This window comes from Enterobacter sp. ODB01, assembly GCF_001623605.1.
GTDB classification, from domain to species: domain Bacteria; phylum Pseudomonadota; class Gammaproteobacteria; order Enterobacterales; family Enterobacteriaceae; genus Enterobacter; species Enterobacter kobei.
Genome location: NZ_CP015227.1, coordinates 1123619 through 1142002 on the forward strand (window position 1 = coordinate 1123619; position 18384 = coordinate 1142002).

Below are 18384 nucleotides of genomic sequence, written 5' to 3' on the forward strand. Positions count from 1 at the left end.
AATTCAAAGGCCAGGTAAATCATGCCATTAGTCATCGTTGCTATCGGTGTTGTGTTATTACTGCTCTTGATGATCCGTTTCAAAATGAATGGATTTATCGCTCTGGTTCTGGTGGCACTTGCAGTCGGTCTGATGCAGGGTATGCCGCTGGTTAAAGTTATCAGCTCCATTAAAGCCGGTGTCGGCGGCACGCTCGGCAGCCTGGCGCTGATCATGGGCTTCGGTGCCATGCTCGGCAAAATGCTGGCAGACTGCGGCGGCGCGCAGCGTATTGCCACCACGCTTATCGACAAATTTGGTAAGAAGAACATTCAGTGGGCGGTGGTATTGACCGGTTTTACCGTCGGTTTCGCGCTGTTCTATGAAGTGGGCTTCGTGCTGATGCTGCCACTGGTGTTCACCATCGCAGCGGCGGCTAACATTCCGCTGCTGTTTGTGGGTGTGCCAATGGCTGCGGCGCTGTCCGTGACCCACGGCTTCCTGCCACCTCACCCGGGCCCAACGGCAATCGCCACCATCTTCCACGCCGATATGGGTAAAACCCTGCTGTTCGGTACGATTCTGGCAATCCCGACCGTGATTCTGGCAGGCCCGGTATATGCCCGCTTCCTGAAAGGTATCGATAAGCCAATTCCGGAAGGTCTGTACAGCGCGAAAACCTTCACCGAAGAAGAGATGCCTGGCTTTGGCGTCAGCGTCTGGACCTCACTGGTACCGGTGATCCTGATGGCGATGCGCGCCGTGGCAGAGATGATCCTGCCGAAAGGTCATGCGTTCCTGGGCGTGGCAGAGTTCCTGGGCGATCCGGTCATGGCTACGCTGATTGCCGTCCTGATCGCGATGTTCACCTTCGGTCTGAACCGGGGTCGTTCAATGGATCAGATCAACGACACATTGACCTCTTCCATCAAAATTATTGCCATGATGCTCCTGATCATCGGCGGTGGCGGTGCGTTCAAGCAGGTGCTGGTTGACAGCGGCGTGGACAAATACATCGCTGCGATGATGCATGAAACCAACGTGTCGCCGCTCCTGATGGCCTGGTCTATTGCCGCGGTTCTGCGTATTGCGCTGGGTTCTGCAACCGTTGCTGCGATTACTGCAGGCGGTATCGTTGCGCCGCTGATTGCCACCACGGGCGTCAGTCCTGAGCTGATGGTTATCGCGGTCGGTTCCGGTAGCGTGATTTTCTCTCACGTGAACGACCCGGGCTTCTGGCTGTTTAAGGAGTACTTCAACCTGACCATCGGTGAAACCATCAAGTCCTGGTCCGCGCTGGAAACCATTATTTCGGTGTGTGGCCTGGTTGGGGTGCTGCTGTTGAATATGGTGGTTTGATGTCATAAGTCGGGTGGCGGCTTCGCCTTACCCGACCTACTGGCTCCATGTAGGCCCGGTAAGCGTAGCGCCACCGGGCAATAAAAAACCCGCCACTGGCGGGTTTTTTATCACTTCTTAGCAGCCGCTTTTCGCCGCTTATCCAAATCCTTAATCAGCCTGTTCACCCCGTCATCGGCAAACATCTTCTCAAGCGTTGTGGACAATTTGCGACGCCAGTTCTTGTACTGATAGCTGGTGCCCGGGATGTTCACCGGCTCCGCCATATCAATCCAGTCTTCCGGCTGAAGGCCAAGCAGAGCGCTGTTGCTGTCGGCAATATAGCGCTGCAAACCGCGGTTGAGCGTTGGCGTCATCGCCATCAGCGACGCCTTGTGACCGGCGCGCTTCGGCAGGCAGCCATGCTTATGCAGCGCATCCAGCAGCCCCTGCTTCGCCAGCTCGCGATCCTGATACAGCCCACGCAGAACCTCTTCATCAGGATAGAGACCCAGCGTTTTCCCGAGCGTCAGATCGCCGCTTTCCCAGTAGCCTCTGAGCGTAGGAAGATCATGCGTCGTCGCGACTGCCATTGACTGTTCTGGATACGCTTTCGGCGCGCGGAAGGTTTTCTCATGGTCGTTTTCAAAATAGAGCACTTTATAGGAGTACACGCCGCTGTCGCGGAGCTTGCTGACAATTTCCACCGGCACGGTACCGAGATCTTCCCCGATCACCATACACTGGTGACGCTTACTCTCCAGGGCCAGGATCGACAGCAGATCGTCTACCGGATACTGGACGTACGCGCCGTGATCGGCCGTTTCGCCGTAAGGGATCCACCACAGGCGCAGTACGGACATGACGTGGTCAATACGCAGCGCGCCACAGTTTTGCATGTTCGCACGCAGCAGGTCGATAAACGGCTCGTACGCGCGCGCCGCCATCACGTGCGGATCCATCGGCGGCAAGCCCCAGTTCTGACCGAGCGGCCCAAGGATATCCGGCGGCGCACCGACGGACGCTTTCAGGCAGTAAAGCTCACGGTCACACCAGGTTTCCGCGCCACCTTCTGCCACACCGACGGCCAGGTCGCGATACAGGCCGATCGGCATGTTATAGCCCTGGCTTACCTGCCAGCAGGCGGCAAACTGGCTGTAGGCCAGCCACTGCAGCCACAGATAGAAGTCCACCTCGTCGGCATGCGTTTTACAGAAGGCTTTGACTTCCGGGGTGTCCACGGACTGGTACACTTCCGGCCAGACCGGCCAGCCCCAGCGCATTTCGTCCTCTTTCACCTGATGCGCGTGCAGCGCATCGAATGCCGCCTGCCAGTAGAGACTTTCGCCTTCCTGCGCCACAAACTGGCGGAAGGCCGCCATCTGATCGTCATCGCGCTTAGCAAAGCCTTTCCAGGCCAGACGCAGCGCCGCCATTTTTAGCGCGGTCACAGTAGCATAATCGACCCAGTCCGCTTCGCGGGCCTGTTTCAGCATCTGCTTCGTGGTCTCAAGCTTCCACCACGCCTGCGCGTCTTTACTGTTTTTAAAATCATCCAACGCGTTAACGTCGATATAAATGACGTTCAGCCAGCGACGGGAGGACGGGCTGTACGGGCTGGCGCTTTCCGGGTTCGCCGGATAGAGCGCGTGGATCGGGTTGAGGCCGATGAACGCGCCGCCGCGCTCACCCACGGAGGCCAGCATATTCTTCAGATCGCCAAAATCGCCGATGCCCCAGTTGCTGTCGGAACGCAGCGTGTAGAGCTGCACGCAGGCGCCCCACAGCTTTTTGCCTTCGAGCAGCGTCTGCGGCTCATAGCAGCGTTTTGGCGCGACGATCACCCGGCAGTGAAAACGCTGCTCGTCCTGGGTGAGCGTCAGGCTGTGATAGCCCTCCGGCAGTTTCGCCGGAAGGTTAAACGCTTTGCCGCCGGTGGCGTGGCCTTTATGCTGATGCCCCTCTTCGGTGGTGAGCAGCCAGCTAAACTCGCCGCGCCCCTCCACCGTCAGCGACATTTTTTTGCCCGCAGTAAAGACCTTTACGTTTGGCACCGGTAGTGCCGACGCTTTCGCGTCGGCTTTGTGCATGGCATTCAGCAAACGTCTTTTGGTGTCCGCACCAATAGACTGCGGTTTGCCGTGCGCATTGATGTAACTGAGGCTAATTCCCGCCGCCTGCGCGGCACTGTCCAGACGTTTACTCTCCATCGCGCTTCCTTAGCGTTTTGCCTGCCAGATACGAGCCTGATAATCACGGATTGAGCGGTCAGAGCTGAACATACCGCAGCGCGCCGTGTTCAGAATGCATGCCCGGGTCCACGCGTCCTGGTCGCGATACAGCACGTCGACCTGCTTTTGCGCGTCCACATAGGCAGTGAAATCGGCCATCACCAGATACGGGTCACCGCCATGCTTGTCCATGCTGTGCAGCATCTGGTCAAACGCGTGCTTGTCACCGTCGCTGTATTTACCGCTCTCCAGCTCTTTCAGCACCGCATCCAGCACTTTGTCTTTCTTACGCCATTTCACCGGGTCGTAGCCTTTGGCCTTGATGGCTTTCACCTCTTCCACGGTATGACCGAAGATGAAGATATTCTCTTCACCGACCTGCTCAGCGATTTCGACGTTCGCACCGTCCAGCGTGCCAACGGTCAGCGCACCGTTCAGCGCCAGCTTCATGTTACCGGTGCCGGAGGCCTCTTTCCCTGCGGTCGAGATCTGCTCGGAAATATCCGCCGCCGGGATCAGCATTTCAGCCGCCGAGACGCAGTAATCCGGCAGGAACACCACCTTCAGCTTGTCGCCCACCTTCGGATCGTTGTTGATCGCCGCCGCCACTTTATTAATGGCGAGGATGATATTTTTCGCCAGGTAGTAGCCCGGTGCCGCTTTCGCACCGAACAGGAACACGCGCGGCACGCGGTCGGCCTGCGGGTTCTCGCGGATCTCTTTATACAGCGCCAGGATGTGCAGCAGGTTAAGGTGCTGACGTTTGTACTCATGCAGGCGCTTGATCTGGATATCGAAAATGGCATTCGGGTTGATCTCAATCCCGGTGCGCGCTTTCACAAACGCCGCCAGACGAACTTTGTTCTCCAGCTTGATGGCACGGTACTGCTCGCGGAACTTCGCGTCATCCGCGTATTTTTCCAGGTTGATGAGCTGGTCCAGGTCGTTGGCCCACTCTTTCTTCAGGGTCTTATCCAGCAGACCGGCCAGCAGCGGGTTGCACTGCTTGATCCAGCGACGCGGCGTGATGCCGTTGGTCACGTTGTGGAATTTGGTCGGCCACAGCTGGTGATATTCCGGGAACAGATCTTTGACGACCAGATCCGAGTGCAGGGCCGCTACGCCGTTCACCGCAAAGCCGCTCACCACGCACATGTTCGCCATGCGAACCTGCTTCTCGTGAACCACTGCCAGCTTCGCCCAGACCGCTTTATTGCCCGGCCAGGTTTTATCCACCAGGGTTTTAAACCGATCGTTAATCTTGTTGATGATCTGCATATGGCGCGGCAGCAGCGCTTTCACCAGCTTCTCATCCCAGCACTCCAGCGCTTCCGGCATCAGGGTGTGGTTGGTGTAGGCGAAGGTGCGGCTGGTAATCGCCCAGGCGTCATCCCAGCTCAGCTGATGCTCGTCGATCAGCACGCGCAGCAGTTCAGGAATGGCGATGGTCGGGTGCGTGTCGTTGAGCTGAATCACTTCGAAGTCCGGCAGCTGTGCCAGCTTGCGACCCGCCAGGTGATGACGGCGCAGAATGTCCGCCACGGAGCAGGCGCACTGGAAATACTGCTGCATCAGACGCAGCTTTTTACCCGCCAGATGGTTGTCGTTCGGGTAGAGGACTTTGGTCAGCTTCTCGGCGTCGATACCCTGCTGCTCGGCACGCAGGAAATCGCCGTCGTTGAATTTGGTCAGGTTGAACGGATGAGCGTGCTTCGCCTGCCACAGGCGCAGCGGCTGTGCCACGCCGTTACGGTAGCCAAGCACCGGCAGATCCCAGGCTTCACCGGTGATGGTGAAAGCCGGTTCCCAGAGGCCTTGCTTTGTGACTTTCCCGCCGATGCCGACCTGCACGTCCAGCTGCGCATTGTGGCGGAACCACGGGTAGGTATTGCGGTGCCAGTCATCTGGCGCTTCCATCTGGTGACCATCAGCGAACGACTGACGGAACAGGCCATACTGATAGTTGAGGCCATAGCCAATGGCGGACTGGCCAACCGTTGCCATGGAGTCAAGGAAGCAGGCCGCCAGGCGACCCAGACCACCGTTACCGAGAGCCGGGTCAATCTCTTCTTCCAGCAGGTCAGTCAGGTTGATGTCGTGCGCTTTCAGCACATCACCCACCTCCTGATACCAGCCAAGGTTCAGCAGATTGTTGCCCGTCAGGCGGCCAATCAGGAATTCCATCGAGATATAGTTGACGTGACGCTGGCCTTTGACGGGCTTCGCCACGGGTTGAGCATCCAGCTGCTCTGCGAGCGCCCCGCTCACCGCCTGCCACCACTGGTGAGGCGTCATCTCGTTTGCAGCATGAAGGCCAAAACGCTGCCACTGACGCGTCAGGGCAGCCTGGAATTGAGCTTTGTTGAAGGTAGGCTGTGACATAGGGGATCGGCATCCTTTAGAAAGAAAACACAAGTTGGCGCTAGTGTGCCTGGCTCATTTCACCTCTTCCTCATCCTGTGGGGGATTAGACAGGGAGGAGTAGCGGGGATGAGCATAAAAGTGTGATCGAGGCCACTCTCAGAGCATAGCCTGAGTGTGCCCGGAAGAGGAAAACGTCACCGGGAAGAATGTCAAAGAAATGAAATGCAGTTTCGGATGAAATTAATCCGCGCTGAAATGATTACTTACGTAGAATAATATTTCTGCAATTGGGTCATATCTAAGGAGATTATTAAGCTCACTGAACTTTACCCGGACTTTATTAAATTTGGCGTCACTATCCCTTTCTGAAACCAGTTTCAGCATAACCGCAAGAGAACCATACAAGCCAGCACTGGCGCGGCGTCACAGCCCTTTCAGGAAAGTTCCATCATCTGCCTGAATGTTTTGTGACAGAGTGCAAATTCAGAGCCACCAAATCCAGACATAACTTGCAATAGTTCTCTATCTGTCCGACCTTATAGCTATTAATTACGAAGCGCAAAAAAAATAAAATCTCTCGTTCCCCACAGTGAAGTGAAACCTATGTTGATTCCGTCTAAATTAAGTCGCCCGGTTCGTCTCGACCATACAGTGGTCCGCGAGCGTCTGCTGGCTAAACTTTCCGGCGCGCATAATTTCCGACTGGCGCTGGTTACGAGCCCTGCAGGTTATGGAAAAACAACGCTCATTTCGCAATGGGCCGCAGGTAAGAGCGATCTTGGCTGGTACTCCCTTGATGAGGGCGATAACCAGCAAGAGCGTTTTGCCAGCTATCTGATTGCTGCCATTCAACAGGCCACGAATGGACACTGCGTCGCCAGTGAGGTGATGGTGCAAAAGCGCCAGTACGCCAGCCTGTCCTCCCTTTTCTCTCAGCTGTTCATTGAACTGGCTGAATGGCATCGTCCGCTTTATGTGGTAATTGATGATTATCATCTGATTTCAAATCCGGTTATCCACGAGTCGATGCGTTTCTTCCTGCGCCATCAACCGGAAAACCTGACCCTGGTGGTGCTGTCGCGCAACCTGCCGCAGCTGGGCATTGCCAACCTGCGCGTGCGCGATCAGCTGCTGGAGATTGGCAGCCAGCAGTTGGCCTTTACCCATCAGGAAGCGAAACAGTTCTTCGACTGTCGCCTGACCTCGCCGATTGAGGCCGCTGAAAGCAGCCGCCTGTGCGATGACGTCGCGGGCTGGGCCACGGCGTTGCAGCTGATTGCCCTCTCTGCGCGGCAAAACAACAGCCCGACACACCAGTCGGCACGGCGTCTGGCCGGTATCAACGCCAGCCATCTCTCTGATTATCTGGTGGACGAGGTGCTGGACAGCGTTGATCCTTCAACCCGTCATTTCCTGCTGAAAAGCTCCCTGCTGCGTTCGATGAACGACGCGCTGATCGTGCGCGTTACCGGCTGTGAAAACGGCCAGTTACAACTGGAAGAGATTGAACGTCAGGGCCTGTTCCTGACACGCATGGACGATCCCGGCGAGTGGTTCAGCTACCATCCCTTGTTTGGTAGCTTCCTGCGCCAGCGCTGTCAGTGGGAGCTTGCCACAGAACTGCCGGAAATCCATCGCGCCGCCGCTGAAAGCTGGATGGCGCAAGGCTTCCCGAGCGAGGCCATTCACCACGCGCTGGCTGCCGGTGACGCCAGTATGCTGCGCGATATTCTGCTCAACCACGCGTGGGGGCTGTTTAACCACAGCGAACTGACGCTGCTGGAAGAGTCGCTGAAAGCCCTGCCGTGGGAGAGCCTGCTGGAGAACCCGCGTCTGGTTCTGCTGCAGGCCTGGCTGATGCAAAGCCAGCACCGCTACAGTGAGGTCAATACCCTGCTGGCGCGTGCCGAGCAGGAGATGGAAAGTGAAATGGATACTACCCTGCACGGCGAATTTAACGCCCTGCGGGCGCAGGTCGCAATTAACGACGGCGATCCGGACGAAGCGGAACGGCTGGCGATGGTCGCGCTGGATGAACTGCCGCTGGCTAATTTCTACAGCCGCATCGTGGCGACCTCCGTACACGGGGAAGTACTGCACTGCAAGGGCGAGCTGACGCGCTCCCTTTCCCTGATGCAGCAAACCGAGCAGATGGCGCGCCGCCATGATGTGTGGCACTACGCCCTGTGGAGTCTGATTCAGCAAAGTGAAATTTTATTCGCTCAGGGGTTCCTGCAGGCTGCCTGGGAAAATCAGGAAAAAGCGTTCCAGCTGATTCGTGAACAGCATCTGGAACAGCTGCCGATGCACGAGTTCCTGTTGCGCATTCGCGCTCAGCTGCTGTGGGCATGGTCACGCCTCGATGAAGCAGAAAGCTGCGCCCGTCAGGGTGTGAACGTGCTCTCTGGCTTCCAGCCGCAGCAGCAGTTGCAGTGCCTGGCGCTGCTGGTGCAGTGCTCGCTGGCGCGCGGCGATCTCGATAACGCCCGCAATCACCTTAACCGTCTGGAAAACCTGCTCGGCAACGGCCAGTACCACAGCGACTGGGTGTCAAACGCCGATAAGGTCCGGGTGATTTACTGGCAGATGACGGGGGATAAAAAATCCGCCGCCAACTGGCTGCGTCATACGCCAAAACCAGAGTTTGCCAATAACCACTTCCTGCAAAGCCAGTGGCGCAACATCGCCCGCGTGCAGATCCTGCTGGGTGACTTCGAGCCTGCCGAGATCGTACTGGAAGAGTTAAACGAAAACGCCCGTAGCCTGCGCCTGATGAGCGATCTGAACCGCAACCTGCTGCTGCTTAACCAGCTTTACTGGCAGGCGGGACGCAAAAATGACGCCCAGCGCGTGCTGCTGGAAGCGCTGCAGCTGGCGAACCGTACCGGGTTTATCAGCCACTTTGTGATTGAAGGTGAAGTGATGGCGCAACAGCTGCGCCAGCTGATTCAGCTGAATACCCTGCCGGAGCTGGATCAGCATCGTGCTCAGCGTATTCTGCGCGAGATTAACCAGCATCATCGCCACAAATTTGCGCATTTTGATGAGAACTTCGTTGAACGTCTGCTGAACCATCCGGAAGTGCCGGAGCTTATTCGCACCAGCCCGCTCACCCAGCGGGAATGGCAGGTGCTGGGGCTGATCTATTCCGGCTACAGCAACGAGCAGATTGCCGGTGAGCTGGCGGTGGCGGCGACCACCATCAAAACGCACATTCGTAATCTGTATCAGAAGCTGGGTGTGGCGCATCGTCAGGATGCGGTACAGCATGCGCAGCAGCTCTTGAAGATGATGGGGTATGGCGTTTAGGTTTTGTGCGGCCTGATGCCCTCACCCCGGCCCTCTCCCACAGGGAGAGGGAGAACAATTTGTAGGTCGGGTAAGCGCAGCGCCACCCGACACAATTCCTAGCACAATTCTAACTGCAAATTATTATCTTTAATCACCTGCATCACGCCCGCTGGCGGCATCGCGTCGGTGTAGACCGCATCCACAATGCTGATGCTGCCCATGTTCACCATCGCGTTACGGCCAAACTTCGAATGATCCACCACCAGCATCACGTGGCGTGAATTTTCAATAATCGCGCGCTTGGTGCGCACCTCGTGGTAATCAAACTCCAGCAGCGAGCCGTCGCTGTCGATACCGCTGATCCCCAGAATGCCGAAGTCGAGGCGGAACTGAGAGATAAAGTCGAGCGTCGCTTCACCGATAATGCCCCCGTCGCGGCTGCGCAGTTCACCACCGGCGAGGATGATCCGGAAATCGTCTTTCTGCATCAGAGTGTTGGCGACGTTCAGGTTGTTAGTGACCACGCGTAGGTTCTCGTGATCCAGCAGCGCGTGAGCAACCGCTTCCGGCGTGGTGCCGATGTCAATAAACAGCGTCGCCCCGTTTGGGATTTGGCTCGCCACTTTACGGGCTATGCGTTCTTTTTCCGCCGTCTGCGTGGCTTTACGGTCATGCCAGGAGGTGTTGACCGAGCTGGACGGCAGCGCCGCCCCGCCGTGGTGGCGCAAAATACGGTTCTGATCGGCCAGATCGTTCAGGTCACGACGGATCGTTTGCGGGCTGACGGCAAACTGCTCGACCAGCTCTTCGGTGCTGACGTATCCCTGTTTTTTGACCAGTTCGATAATGGCGTCATGACGTTGTGTTTGTTTCATCAATTATCCCTGAGAATTATGTTCGTTTTCGCGCATGGAGCGTGTCGGCAAGCGCCATTGCCAGCCCGACAGCCAGGCCAGTGACGTGCGCACCATTGGCGATAGACATACCAAACAGATCAAACCATCCGGCAATTAGCCATATTAACGCAAAGGCTATTAATCCGCGTTGTAAATAGATGCCGCTTTCCGGGTCGCGCTCTCCGCGAAGCCAGACATAGCCCATCAGGGCGTAGACGACGCCCGACAGACCACCGAACCACGGGCCGCTGAATTTATGCTGCACGTAGCCGCTCAACAGGGCGCTAATCACGGTGATTACGATCAGCTTACCGCTGCCGAGTCGCTTCTCGACAATCCCGCCGAGATACCACCACCACAGCAGGTTGAAGAGAATATGCATCACTGAGAAGTGCATCAGCGCATGAGTGAAGTAGCGCCAGACGTCAAACTCCAGAGAGGGGTCATACGGCCACGCCAGGGCGATCATCACGCTCTGGTCGCCCACCACGTTCATGATAATGAAGACGATAATACAGGCGGCCATCAGCAGCAGCGTAAACGGCCCTGCGCGCTCGCGAATCGTGGCAAGAAAAGGGAAACGACTGTAATGCAATCCGCTGCCCGTCTGGCCGGATTGCCAGCTTGCCGCCAGATAGCGCGGGTCGCCAGGATTCTCAAGAAAACGCGCCAGCTCCTCGTTTACCCGCCCGGCCTGGCTCTCATCGGCCAGCCAGACATCGGTCTGCGTATGTTGCTGAATGGTCAGAATAACGCCCTGCGTTGCCATATAGTCGACAAACGCCTGGGCGACGCGCGGATTGGTAAAAGAGGTGATCATCAACATGGGCAGCGGTCGCTTATTTCCACACAAAAGGGAACAGTATAGCGGGATTAGCGCTCAAACGCGTATTCCACTTCTGCCGGGAAATGACGATGCCAGGCATCGAAGCCGCCGTCGACGCTGTACACCGCGTCGTAGCCCTGCTGAAGCAGATACTGCGCCGCGCCTTTGCTGCTGTTGCCGTGGTAACACATCACCATCACCGGCGTATCGAAGTCGTTATCGCGCATAAACGCGCCCAGCGTGTCATTGGTGAGATGGAACGCGCCCGGCGTATGGCCCATAGCAAAACTCTGCGGATCGCGGATATCCACCAGCACCGCCGTTCCCTGGTGCATCTTCTGATGGGCTTCTTCTACGTTAATACATTCAAACTGATCCATGGTGTTCTCATCTTATATTCGGGTGTGGTGCGGTTTTCCCCCTCACCCTACCCTCTCCCGGAGGGAGAGGGAAACGGATCCCCCTCTCCCCGTGGGAGAGGGCTGGGGTGAGGGCATCAGACCGCACTATTTTACCCCGTAGTGTACGTCCTGGCGGCGGGTAAACGCCATTATGTTATCCATATCACTCTAAATTGTTTTTTTGATGTTACCAAAAGCGCGTTCCTTTGCTATTATGAGCGATATCGAACATTTTTGAGCTTTAACGAAAGTGCATGAGGGTGTTATGGAAACCAAAGATCTGATTGTGATAGGCGGTGGCATCAACGGTGCCGGTATTGCGGTCGATGCCGCAGGACGCGGTTTATCCGTGCTGATGCTGGAAGCTAACGATCTCGCCTGCGCGACGTCGTCCGCCAGCTCCAAGCTGATCCACGGTGGCCTGCGCTACCTGGAACACTACGAATTCCGCCTGGTCAGTGAAGCACTGGCCGAACGTGAAGTGCTGCTAAAAATGGCGCCGCATCTGGCGATCCCGATGCGTTTCCGTCTGCCCCATCGCCCGCACCTGCGTCCGGCGTGGATGATCCGAATTGGTCTGTTTATGTACGATCATCTGGGTAAACGCACCAGCCTGCCGGGTTCGAACGGTTTGCGTTTTGGCTCAGAATCGGTCCTGAAGCCTGAAATCGTGCGCGGTTTCGAATATTCCGACTGCTGGGTGGACGATGCACGCCTGGTGCTGGCGAATGCGCAGATGGTGGAGAAGAAAGGTGGAGAGGTGAAAACCCGTACCCGCGCTACCGCCGCGCGTCGTGAAAACGGCCTGTGGATCGTCGAAGCAGAAGACATTGATACCGGCGAGAAATTCAGCTGGAAAGCGCGCGGTCTGGTGAACGCCACCGGTCCGTGGGTGAAGCAGTTCTTCGACGACGGCATGCATCTGCCTTCGCCGTACGGCATCCGCCTGATCAAGGGCAGCCATATTGTGGTGCCGCGCGTACACACGCAAAAACAAGCGTACATTCTGCAGAACGAAGATAAGCGCATCGTGTTTGTGATCCCGTGGATGGACGAATTCTCGATCATCGGCACCACCGACGTGGAGTACAAAGGGGATCCGAAAAACGTTGAGATCGACGAGAGCGAAGTGAACTACCTCCTTAAAGTGTATAACGCACACTTTAAGAAACAGCTGTCCCGCGATGACGTGGTCTGGACTTACTCCGGCGTGCGTCCGCTGTGCGATGACGAGTCTGACTCACCGCAGGCCATCACCCGCGACTATACGCTCGATATTCACGACGTAGACGGCCAGGCGCCGCTGCTGTCGGTGTTTGGCGGCAAGCTCACCACCTACCGCAAGCTGGCGGAGCACGCGCTGGAAAAACTGGCCCCGTACTATAAGGGCATTGGCCCGGCATGGACCAAAGGCGCGGTACTGCCCGGCGGTGATATCGGCGACAACCGCGACGATTATGCCGCGAAGCTGCGCCGTCGCTTCCCGTTCATTACCGAAGGCATGGCGCGCCACTACGCCCGCACCTACGGCAGCAATACCGAGCTGTTCCTCGGTGATGCGAAGGACATTGCGGATCTGGGCGAGCATTTCGGTCACGAGCTGTACGAAGCCGAGCTGCGTTACCTGGTCGAGCACGAGTGGGTTCGCCGCCTCGACGACGCCATCTGGCGCCGTACCAAAGAAGGGATGTGGCTGAATGCCGAACAGCAGTCGCGTGTGGCGCAGTGGCTGCAGCAGCATGCGGGAAAGCGTGAGCTGTCGTTAGCGTCTTGATGTAAAAAAGCCCGGTGGCGCTACGCTTACCGGGCCTACGGGATCGAGTAGGCCGGGTAAGGCGAAGCCGCCACCCGGCTATGTTTTTACAGCCTCACCGGATCAATATGCCAGATCGTCTCGGCATACTCCTTGATGGTCCTGTCGGACGAGAAATACCCCATATTGGCGATGTTATGCATCGCAGCGCTGGTCCACTTCTCCTGCTGACGGTACAGTTCGTCCACCTTATCCTGAGAGTCCACGTAGCTGCGATAATCCGCCAGCACCTGGTAGTGATCGCCAAAGTTAATCAGCGAATCCACCAGATCGCGATAGCGGCCCGGCTCGTCCGGGCTGAATACACCGGTCGCGATCTGCGTCAGTACCTGACGTAACTCTTCATCTTTTTCATAGAACTCACGCGGCGAGTAGCCTTTTCTGCGCAGCGCCTCCACTTCTTCCGTGGTGTTCCCGAAGATAAAGATGTTCTCAGCCCCTACGTGCTCCAGCATCTCAACGTTCGCCCCGTCCAGGGTGCCAATGGTCAGCGCACCGTTGAGGGCAAACTTCATGTTACTGGTCCCGGAGGCTTCCGTACCCGCCGTCGAAATCTGCTCAGAGAGATCCGCCGCCGGGATGATCAGCTGCGCCAGGCTTACGCTGTAGTTCGGGATGAACACCACCTTCAGCTTGTCGCCAATATCCGGATCCAGGTTGACGACCTTCGCCACATCGTTGATGAGATGGATAATGTGCTTCGCCATGTAATAGGCGGAAGCGGCTTTACCGGCGAAGATTTTCACGCGCGGCACCCACTCGGCCGTCGGGTCGGCCTTAATCCGGTTGTAGTGGGTAATCACATGCAGCACGTTCATCAGCTGACGCTTGTACTCGTGAATACGTTTGATCTGCACGTCAAACAACGCTTTCGGGTTGGCGACCACGTTCAGATGCAGCGCAAGGTAAACCGACAAACGCTTTTTGTTCAGCAGCTTGGCTTCGCGCACGGCTTTGTTCACCGTCGGGAAATCAATGTGCTGTTCCAGCTCGCTCAGTTGGCTCAGGTCGGTGCGCCAGGTGCGGCCAATGTTCTGATCCAGCACGTCAGAAAGCGGCTGGTTCGCCAGCGCCAGCCAGCGACGCGGCGTGACGCCGTTGGTCACGTTACAGAAACGCGTCGGGAAGATCTTCGCGAAATCCGCAAACAGCGACTGCACCATCAGGTTTGAGTGGAGCTCAGACACGCCGTTTACCTTGTGGCTGATCACTACCGCCAGCCAGGCCATGCGTACGCGACGACCGTTGGATTCATCAATGATCGACGCCCGGCTCAGCAGGCCGGTATCGTTCGGGTACTGCTCCTGCAGCGTCTTGAGGAAGTAGTCGTTAATCTCGAAGATAATCTGCAGGTGGCGCGGCAGGATTTTGCCGAGCATATCCACCGGCCAGGTTTCCAGCGCTTCGCTCATCAGCGTGTGGTTGGTGTACGAGAACACCTGGCAGGTCACTTCGAATGCCTCATCCCAGCTGAACTTATGCTCGTCGATAAGCAAACGCATCAGCTCTGGAATAGAGAGCACCGGGTGCGTGTCGTTGAGGTGAATCGCGGTTTTCTCCGCCAGATTGGCGTAGGTTTTGTGCAGCTGGTGATGGCGGCTGAGGATATCCTGAATCGTCGCCGAGACGAGGAAATACTCCTGGCGCAGGCGCAGCTCGCGGCCGGAGTAGGTTGAGTCATCCGGATAGAGGACGCGGGACACGTTTTCAGAGTGGTTTTTATCTTCCACCGCGGCGAAATAGTCACCCTGATTGAATTTACCGAGGTTAATCTCGCTACTGGCCTGGGCGCTCCACAGGCGCAGCGTGTTGGTGGCATCGGTGTCATACCCGGGGATGATCTGGTCGTAGGCCACGGCCAGGATCTCTTCGGTCTCCACCCAGCGGGATTTTTTACCTTCCTGCTGAATACGCCCGCCAAAGCGCACCTTGTAGCGGGTATTGTGACGCTTGAACTCCCACGGGTTGCCATACTCCAGCCAGTAGTCCGGCGACTCTTTCTGACGCCCGTCGACGATGTTCTGCTTGAACATGCCGTAGTCGTAGCGAATGCCGTAACCGCGTCCCGGCAGCGCCAGGGTCGCCAGCGAGTCGAGGAAGCAGGCGGCAAGACGCCCCAGGCCGCCGTTGCCGAGGCCCGGGTCGTTCTCTTCGTCAATCAGCTCTTCTAAATCCAGCCCCATCTCTTCGAGGGCGGTTTTAACGTCGTCGTAAATGCCGAGCGACAGCAGCGCGTTGGAGAGCGTGCGGCCAATCAAAAATTCCATCGACAGGTAGTAAACCTGACGCGTTTCCTGCGAGAGCTGGGCGCGGTTTGATCGCAGCCAGCGTTCAACTAAACGGTCGCGCACCGCAAACAGAGTGGCGTTCAGCCACTCGTGTTTGTTGGCGATGACCGGATCTTTCCCGATGGTGAACATCAGCTTATAGGCGATGGAGTGCTTTAACGCCTCAACGCTGAGCGTGGGTGAAGAGTAGCTAAATGGAGCATTCATATCAGTAACTTCGCCTCGTTACATCAAGCGTTGATAAAGATCGCGGTACGACTGCGCCGCAACGTGCCAGCTAAAGTCCATGGACATCGCCTGACGTTGTACGTAACGCCACAGCGACGGACGGGACCACAAGACGAAAGCACGCCGAATCGCCCGAAGCAGCGACCAGGCATTACTGTCTTCAAAAACAAACCCGCTGGCGATACCGTCCGCCAGGTTTTCCAGTGAGCTATCGGACACCGTATCCGCCAGCCCGCCCGTACGGCGTACCAGCGGCAGGGTGCCGTATTTCAGGCCATAGAGCTGCGTCAGGCCGCAGGGCTCGAAGCGGCTTGGCACCAGAATGACGTCTGCGCCGCCCATAATGCGGTGCGAAAATGCCTCGTGGTAACCAATCTGCACGCCCACCTGCCCCGGATGTTCCGCTGCCGCCGCGAGGAAACCTTCCTGCAGCACCGGGTCGCCTGCGCCGAGCAGCGCCAGCTGTCCGCCCTGCTCGAGCAAGCCGGGCAGCGCCTCCAGCACCAGGTCCAGCCCTTTCTGGCTGGTCAGGCGGCTCACCACCGCGAAGAGCGGCACTTTGTCGTTGACCTTCAGCCCCATTGCAATCTGCAGCTGGCGTTTGTTTTCCGCTTTGTCTTCCACGGAATCGCGACCATAGCGTGCCGCCAGCAAGAGATCGGTTTCCGGACTCCAGATCTGTTCATCCACGCCGTTCAGAATGCCCGACAGGCGGCCTTCCCGATGGCGCTGTTGCAGTAGCCCTTCCATGCCGTAGCCAAACTCCGGCTGGGTGATTTCTCGCGCATAGGTTGGGCTGACCGCCGTGATGTGATCGGCGTAGTACAGCCCCGCCTTCAGGAACGAAATCTGCCCCTTAAACTCCAGCCCGTGCATGTTAAAGAACGACCATGGCAGATCGATGTCATTCATATGATGCGCGTAGTACATCCCCTGATAGGCGAGGTTATGCACCGTAAAGACCGATTTTGCCGGGTGACCGCGCGCGGCGAGATACGCCGGAGCCAGCCCGGCATGCCAGTCGTGCGCGTGCACCACATCCGGACGCCAGAACGGATCAAGCCCCGTCGCCATTTCTGCCCCGACCCAGCCGAGCAGCGCAAAGCGCAGCACGTTGTCGGTATAGGCGAACAGGTTCGTATCATGATACGGGCTGCCCGGTCGGTCGTATAAGTGTGGCGCGTCGATCAGGTAAATCCCTACGCCATTGTAATGTCCAAACAGCAGGGTGATGCGTCCGGCAAACGTCTCACGGCGGGTCACAACCTTTGCATCAGGAATGCCGCGCCGGATATCCGGGAAGGCAGGCAGCAGGACTCGGGTATCCACGCCTCCGGCGATTTGTGCCGCCGGTAATGCACCAAGAACATCCGCCAGACCGCCCGTTTTTAACAACGGGAACATCTCAGAACATACGTGTAAAACCTGCATCATCGCTCCTGTTTGATCTGCAGCTTCCGCAACATTTCCCGTGTGACTAACACGATCCCCTCTTCCGAACGGTAGAAACGACGCGCGTCTTCTTCCGCGTTTTCACCGATGACCATCCCCTCAGGGATGACGCAGGCGCGGTCGATCACGCAACGACGCAGACGACACGAACGCCCTACCCAGACATCCGGCAATAAGACCGCCGAATCGATATTACAGAATGAATTTATCCGCACGCGCGGGAACAGCACGGACTGCACCACCACCGAACCGGAGATAATGCACCCGCCAGAGACCAGCGAGTTCAGCGTCATACCGTGGCTGCCGGAGCGGTCCTGCACGAATTTGGCCGGCGGCAAGGATTCCATGTGGGTACGAATCGGCCAGTTCTGGTCGTACATATCCAGCTCAGGCGTGACTGAGGCCAGATCGAGGTTCGCTTTCCAGTACGCTTCCAGCGTGCCCACATCGCGCCAGTAAGGCTCGGCATTCGGGTCTGACTGCACGCAGGACAGCGGGAAAGGATGTGCATACGCCATGCCAGCTTTGGTGATTTTCGGGATGATGTCTTTACCAAAGTCGTGGCTGGAGTTTTCGTCTTTGTCGTCGTCTTCCAGCAGCTCATAAAGATAATCTGCATCAAAGACATAGATCCCCATGCTGGCGAGGGATTTGGTGTCATCGCCCGGCATGGTTGGCGGGTTCGCCGGTTTTTCGACGAAGTCGATGATTTTATCGTCGGCGTCCACGTGCATCACGCCAAATGCCGTCGCCTCGGCAACGGGCACCGGCAGACACGCCACGGTGCAGCGCGCCCCTTTTTCGACGTGGTCGATGAGCATGTGGGAGTAATCTTGCTTGTAGATGTGATCCCCGGCGAGGATCACAATGTATTCCGCGTTATAGCGACGAATGATGTCGAGGTTCTGCGTCACCGCATCCGCCGTCCCGCGATACCAGTTCTCGCCGTGAACACGTTGCTGAGCAGGAAGGAGATCGACAAACTCGTTCATCTCTTCACTGAAGAATGACCAGCCGCGCTGAATATGCTGAACCAGCGTGTGCGACTGATACTGCGTAATGACGCCAATACGGCGAATGCCTGAGTTCAGGCAGTTGGAGAGCGCAAAGTCGATGATGCGGAACTTACCACCAAAGTGAACGGCCGGCTTGGCGCGCTTGATGGTCAAATCTTTCAGACGGGTACCACGCCCGCCCGCAAGTATCAGGGCAACCGTTTTTAATGGTAGCTGGCGTGCCAACATTAAGGGATCGTTCTTCTCTAATCTAACCATGAC

General features: G+C 57.2%; 11 protein-coding genes. 3 read left to right on the top strand and 8 right to left on the bottom strand.

Translation table 11 applies throughout. From position 1 onward, the window contains the following. The first annotated feature begins 21 nt into the window (after nt 1-21). Complete coding sequence (gntT, locus tag A4308_RS05490; RefSeq protein WP_014885546.1) at nt 22-1338, top strand: gluconate transporter; 1317 nt, start codon at nt 22-24, stop codon at nt 1336-1338. Between the two features lie 110 nt (nt 1339-1448). Here the strand turns inward: gntT and malQ are convergent, their stop codons facing one another. Further along, on the bottom strand, nt 1449-3527 hold the full coding sequence (gene malQ / locus A4308_RS05495) for a 4-alpha-glucanotransferase (protein ID WP_063308480.1): 2079 nt from the start codon (nt 3525-3527) through the stop codon (nt 1449-1451). 9 nt (nt 3528-3536) lie between these two features. Beyond that, the gene (gene malP, locus A4308_RS05500) at nt 3537-5930 is read right to left on the bottom strand and encodes a maltodextrin phosphorylase (protein WP_045281314.1); all 2394 of its coding nucleotides are present in this window, start codon (nt 5928-5930) and stop codon (nt 3537-3539) included. Between the two features lie 585 nt (nt 5931-6515). Between malP and malT the strand changes: the two genes are divergently transcribed. Continuing rightward, nucleotides 6516-9221: an HTH-type transcriptional regulator MalT gene (malT, locus tag A4308_RS05505; protein WP_014885549.1), complete on the top strand. Its 2706-nt coding sequence runs from the start codon at nt 6516-6518 to the stop codon at nt 9219-9221. A gap of 98 nt (nt 9222-9319) precedes the next feature. Here the strand turns inward: malT and A4308_RS05510 are convergent, their stop codons facing one another. Genes A4308_RS05510 through glpE form a run of 3 tightly spaced genes read right to left on the bottom strand, consistent with a single transcriptional unit; the run spans nt 9320 to nt 11305 of the window. Beyond that, nucleotides 9320-10078 (bottom strand): DeoR/GlpR family transcriptional regulator, encoded by a 759-nt coding sequence (locus A4308_RS05510; RefSeq protein WP_014885550.1) that lies wholly within the window; start codon nt 10076-10078, stop codon nt 9320-9322. 16 nt (nt 10079-10094) lie between these two features. Continuing rightward, complete coding sequence (glpG, locus tag A4308_RS05515; RefSeq protein ID WP_014885551.1) at nt 10095-10925, bottom strand: rhomboid family intramembrane serine protease GlpG; 831 nt, start codon at nt 10923-10925, stop codon at nt 10095-10097. Between the two features lie 47 nt (nt 10926-10972). Then, the gene (gene glpE / locus A4308_RS05520) at nt 10973-11305 is read right to left on the bottom strand and encodes a thiosulfate sulfurtransferase GlpE (RefSeq protein ID WP_014885552.1); all 333 of its coding nucleotides are present in this window, start codon (nt 11303-11305) and stop codon (nt 10973-10975) included. Nucleotides 11306-11591: 286 nt separating this feature from the next. On the opposite strand from glpE, the gene glpD reads away from it, so the two are divergent. Continuing rightward, nucleotides 11592-13100, top strand: coding sequence for a glycerol-3-phosphate dehydrogenase (gene glpD, locus A4308_RS05530; RefSeq protein WP_014885553.1), 1509 nt, complete (start codon nt 11592-11594; stop codon nt 13098-13100). Nucleotides 13101-13186: 86 nt separating this feature from the next. On the opposite strand, the gene glgP is transcribed toward glpD, so the two are convergent. The 3 genes from glgP to glgC are packed head-to-tail and all read right to left on the bottom strand — an operon-like array spanning nt 13187 to nt 18381. After that, entirely contained in the window at nt 13187-15634 is a 2448-nt protein-coding gene (glgP, locus tag A4308_RS05535) for a glycogen phosphorylase (protein WP_045281313.1), read from the bottom strand. Nucleotides 15635-15652: 18 nt separating this feature from the next. Beyond that, nucleotides 15653-17086, bottom strand: coding sequence for a glycogen synthase GlgA (gene glgA / locus A4308_RS05540; RefSeq protein ID WP_014885555.1), 1434 nt, complete (start codon nt 17084-17086; stop codon nt 15653-15655). Continuing rightward, nucleotides 17086-18381, bottom strand: a complete 1296-nt coding sequence (glgC, locus tag A4308_RS05545; protein WP_023337914.1) for a glucose-1-phosphate adenylyltransferase — start codon at nt 18379-18381, stop codon at nt 17086-17088. Before glgC ends, glgA begins: the two co-directional genes overlap by 1 nt. Nucleotides 18382-18384: the final 3 nt, after the last annotated feature.

Excerpts from the sequence above, each read along its gene's own strand:
- gntT (WP_014885546.1), top strand. The coding sequence starts at position 22 with ATGCCATTAGTCATCGTTGCTATCGGTGTTGTGTTATTACTGCTCTTG.
- malQ (WP_063308480.1), bottom strand. The coding sequence starts at position 3,527 with ATGGAGAGTAAACGTCTGGACAGTGCCGCGCAGGCGGCGGGAATTAGC.
- malP (WP_045281314.1), bottom strand. The coding sequence starts at position 5,930 with ATGTCACAGCCTACCTTCAACAAAGCTCAATTCCAGGCTGCCCTGACG.
- malT (WP_014885549.1), top strand. The coding sequence starts at position 6,516 with ATGTTGATTCCGTCTAAATTAAGTCGCCCGGTTCGTCTCGACCATACA.
- A4308_RS05510 (WP_014885550.1), bottom strand. The coding sequence starts at position 10,078 with ATGAAACAAACACAACGTCATGACGCCATTATCGAACTGGTCAAAAAA.
- glpG (WP_014885551.1), bottom strand. The coding sequence starts at position 10,925 with ATGTTGATGATCACCTCTTTTACCAATCCGCGCGTCGCCCAGGCGTTT.
- glpE (WP_014885552.1), bottom strand. The coding sequence starts at position 11,305 with ATGGATCAGTTTGAATGTATTAACGTAGAAGAAGCCCATCAGAAGATG.
- glpD (WP_014885553.1), top strand. The coding sequence starts at position 11,592 with ATGGAAACCAAAGATCTGATTGTGATAGGCGGTGGCATCAACGGTGCC.
- glgP (WP_045281313.1), bottom strand. The coding sequence starts at position 15,634 with ATGAATGCTCCATTTAGCTACTCTTCACCCACGCTCAGCGTTGAGGCG.
- glgA (WP_014885555.1), bottom strand. The coding sequence starts at position 17,086 with ATGCAGGTTTTACACGTATGTTCTGAGATGTTCCCGTTGTTAAAAACG.
- glgC (WP_023337914.1), bottom strand. The coding sequence starts at position 18,381 with ATGGTTAGATTAGAGAAGAACGATCCCTTAATGTTGGCACGCCAGCTA.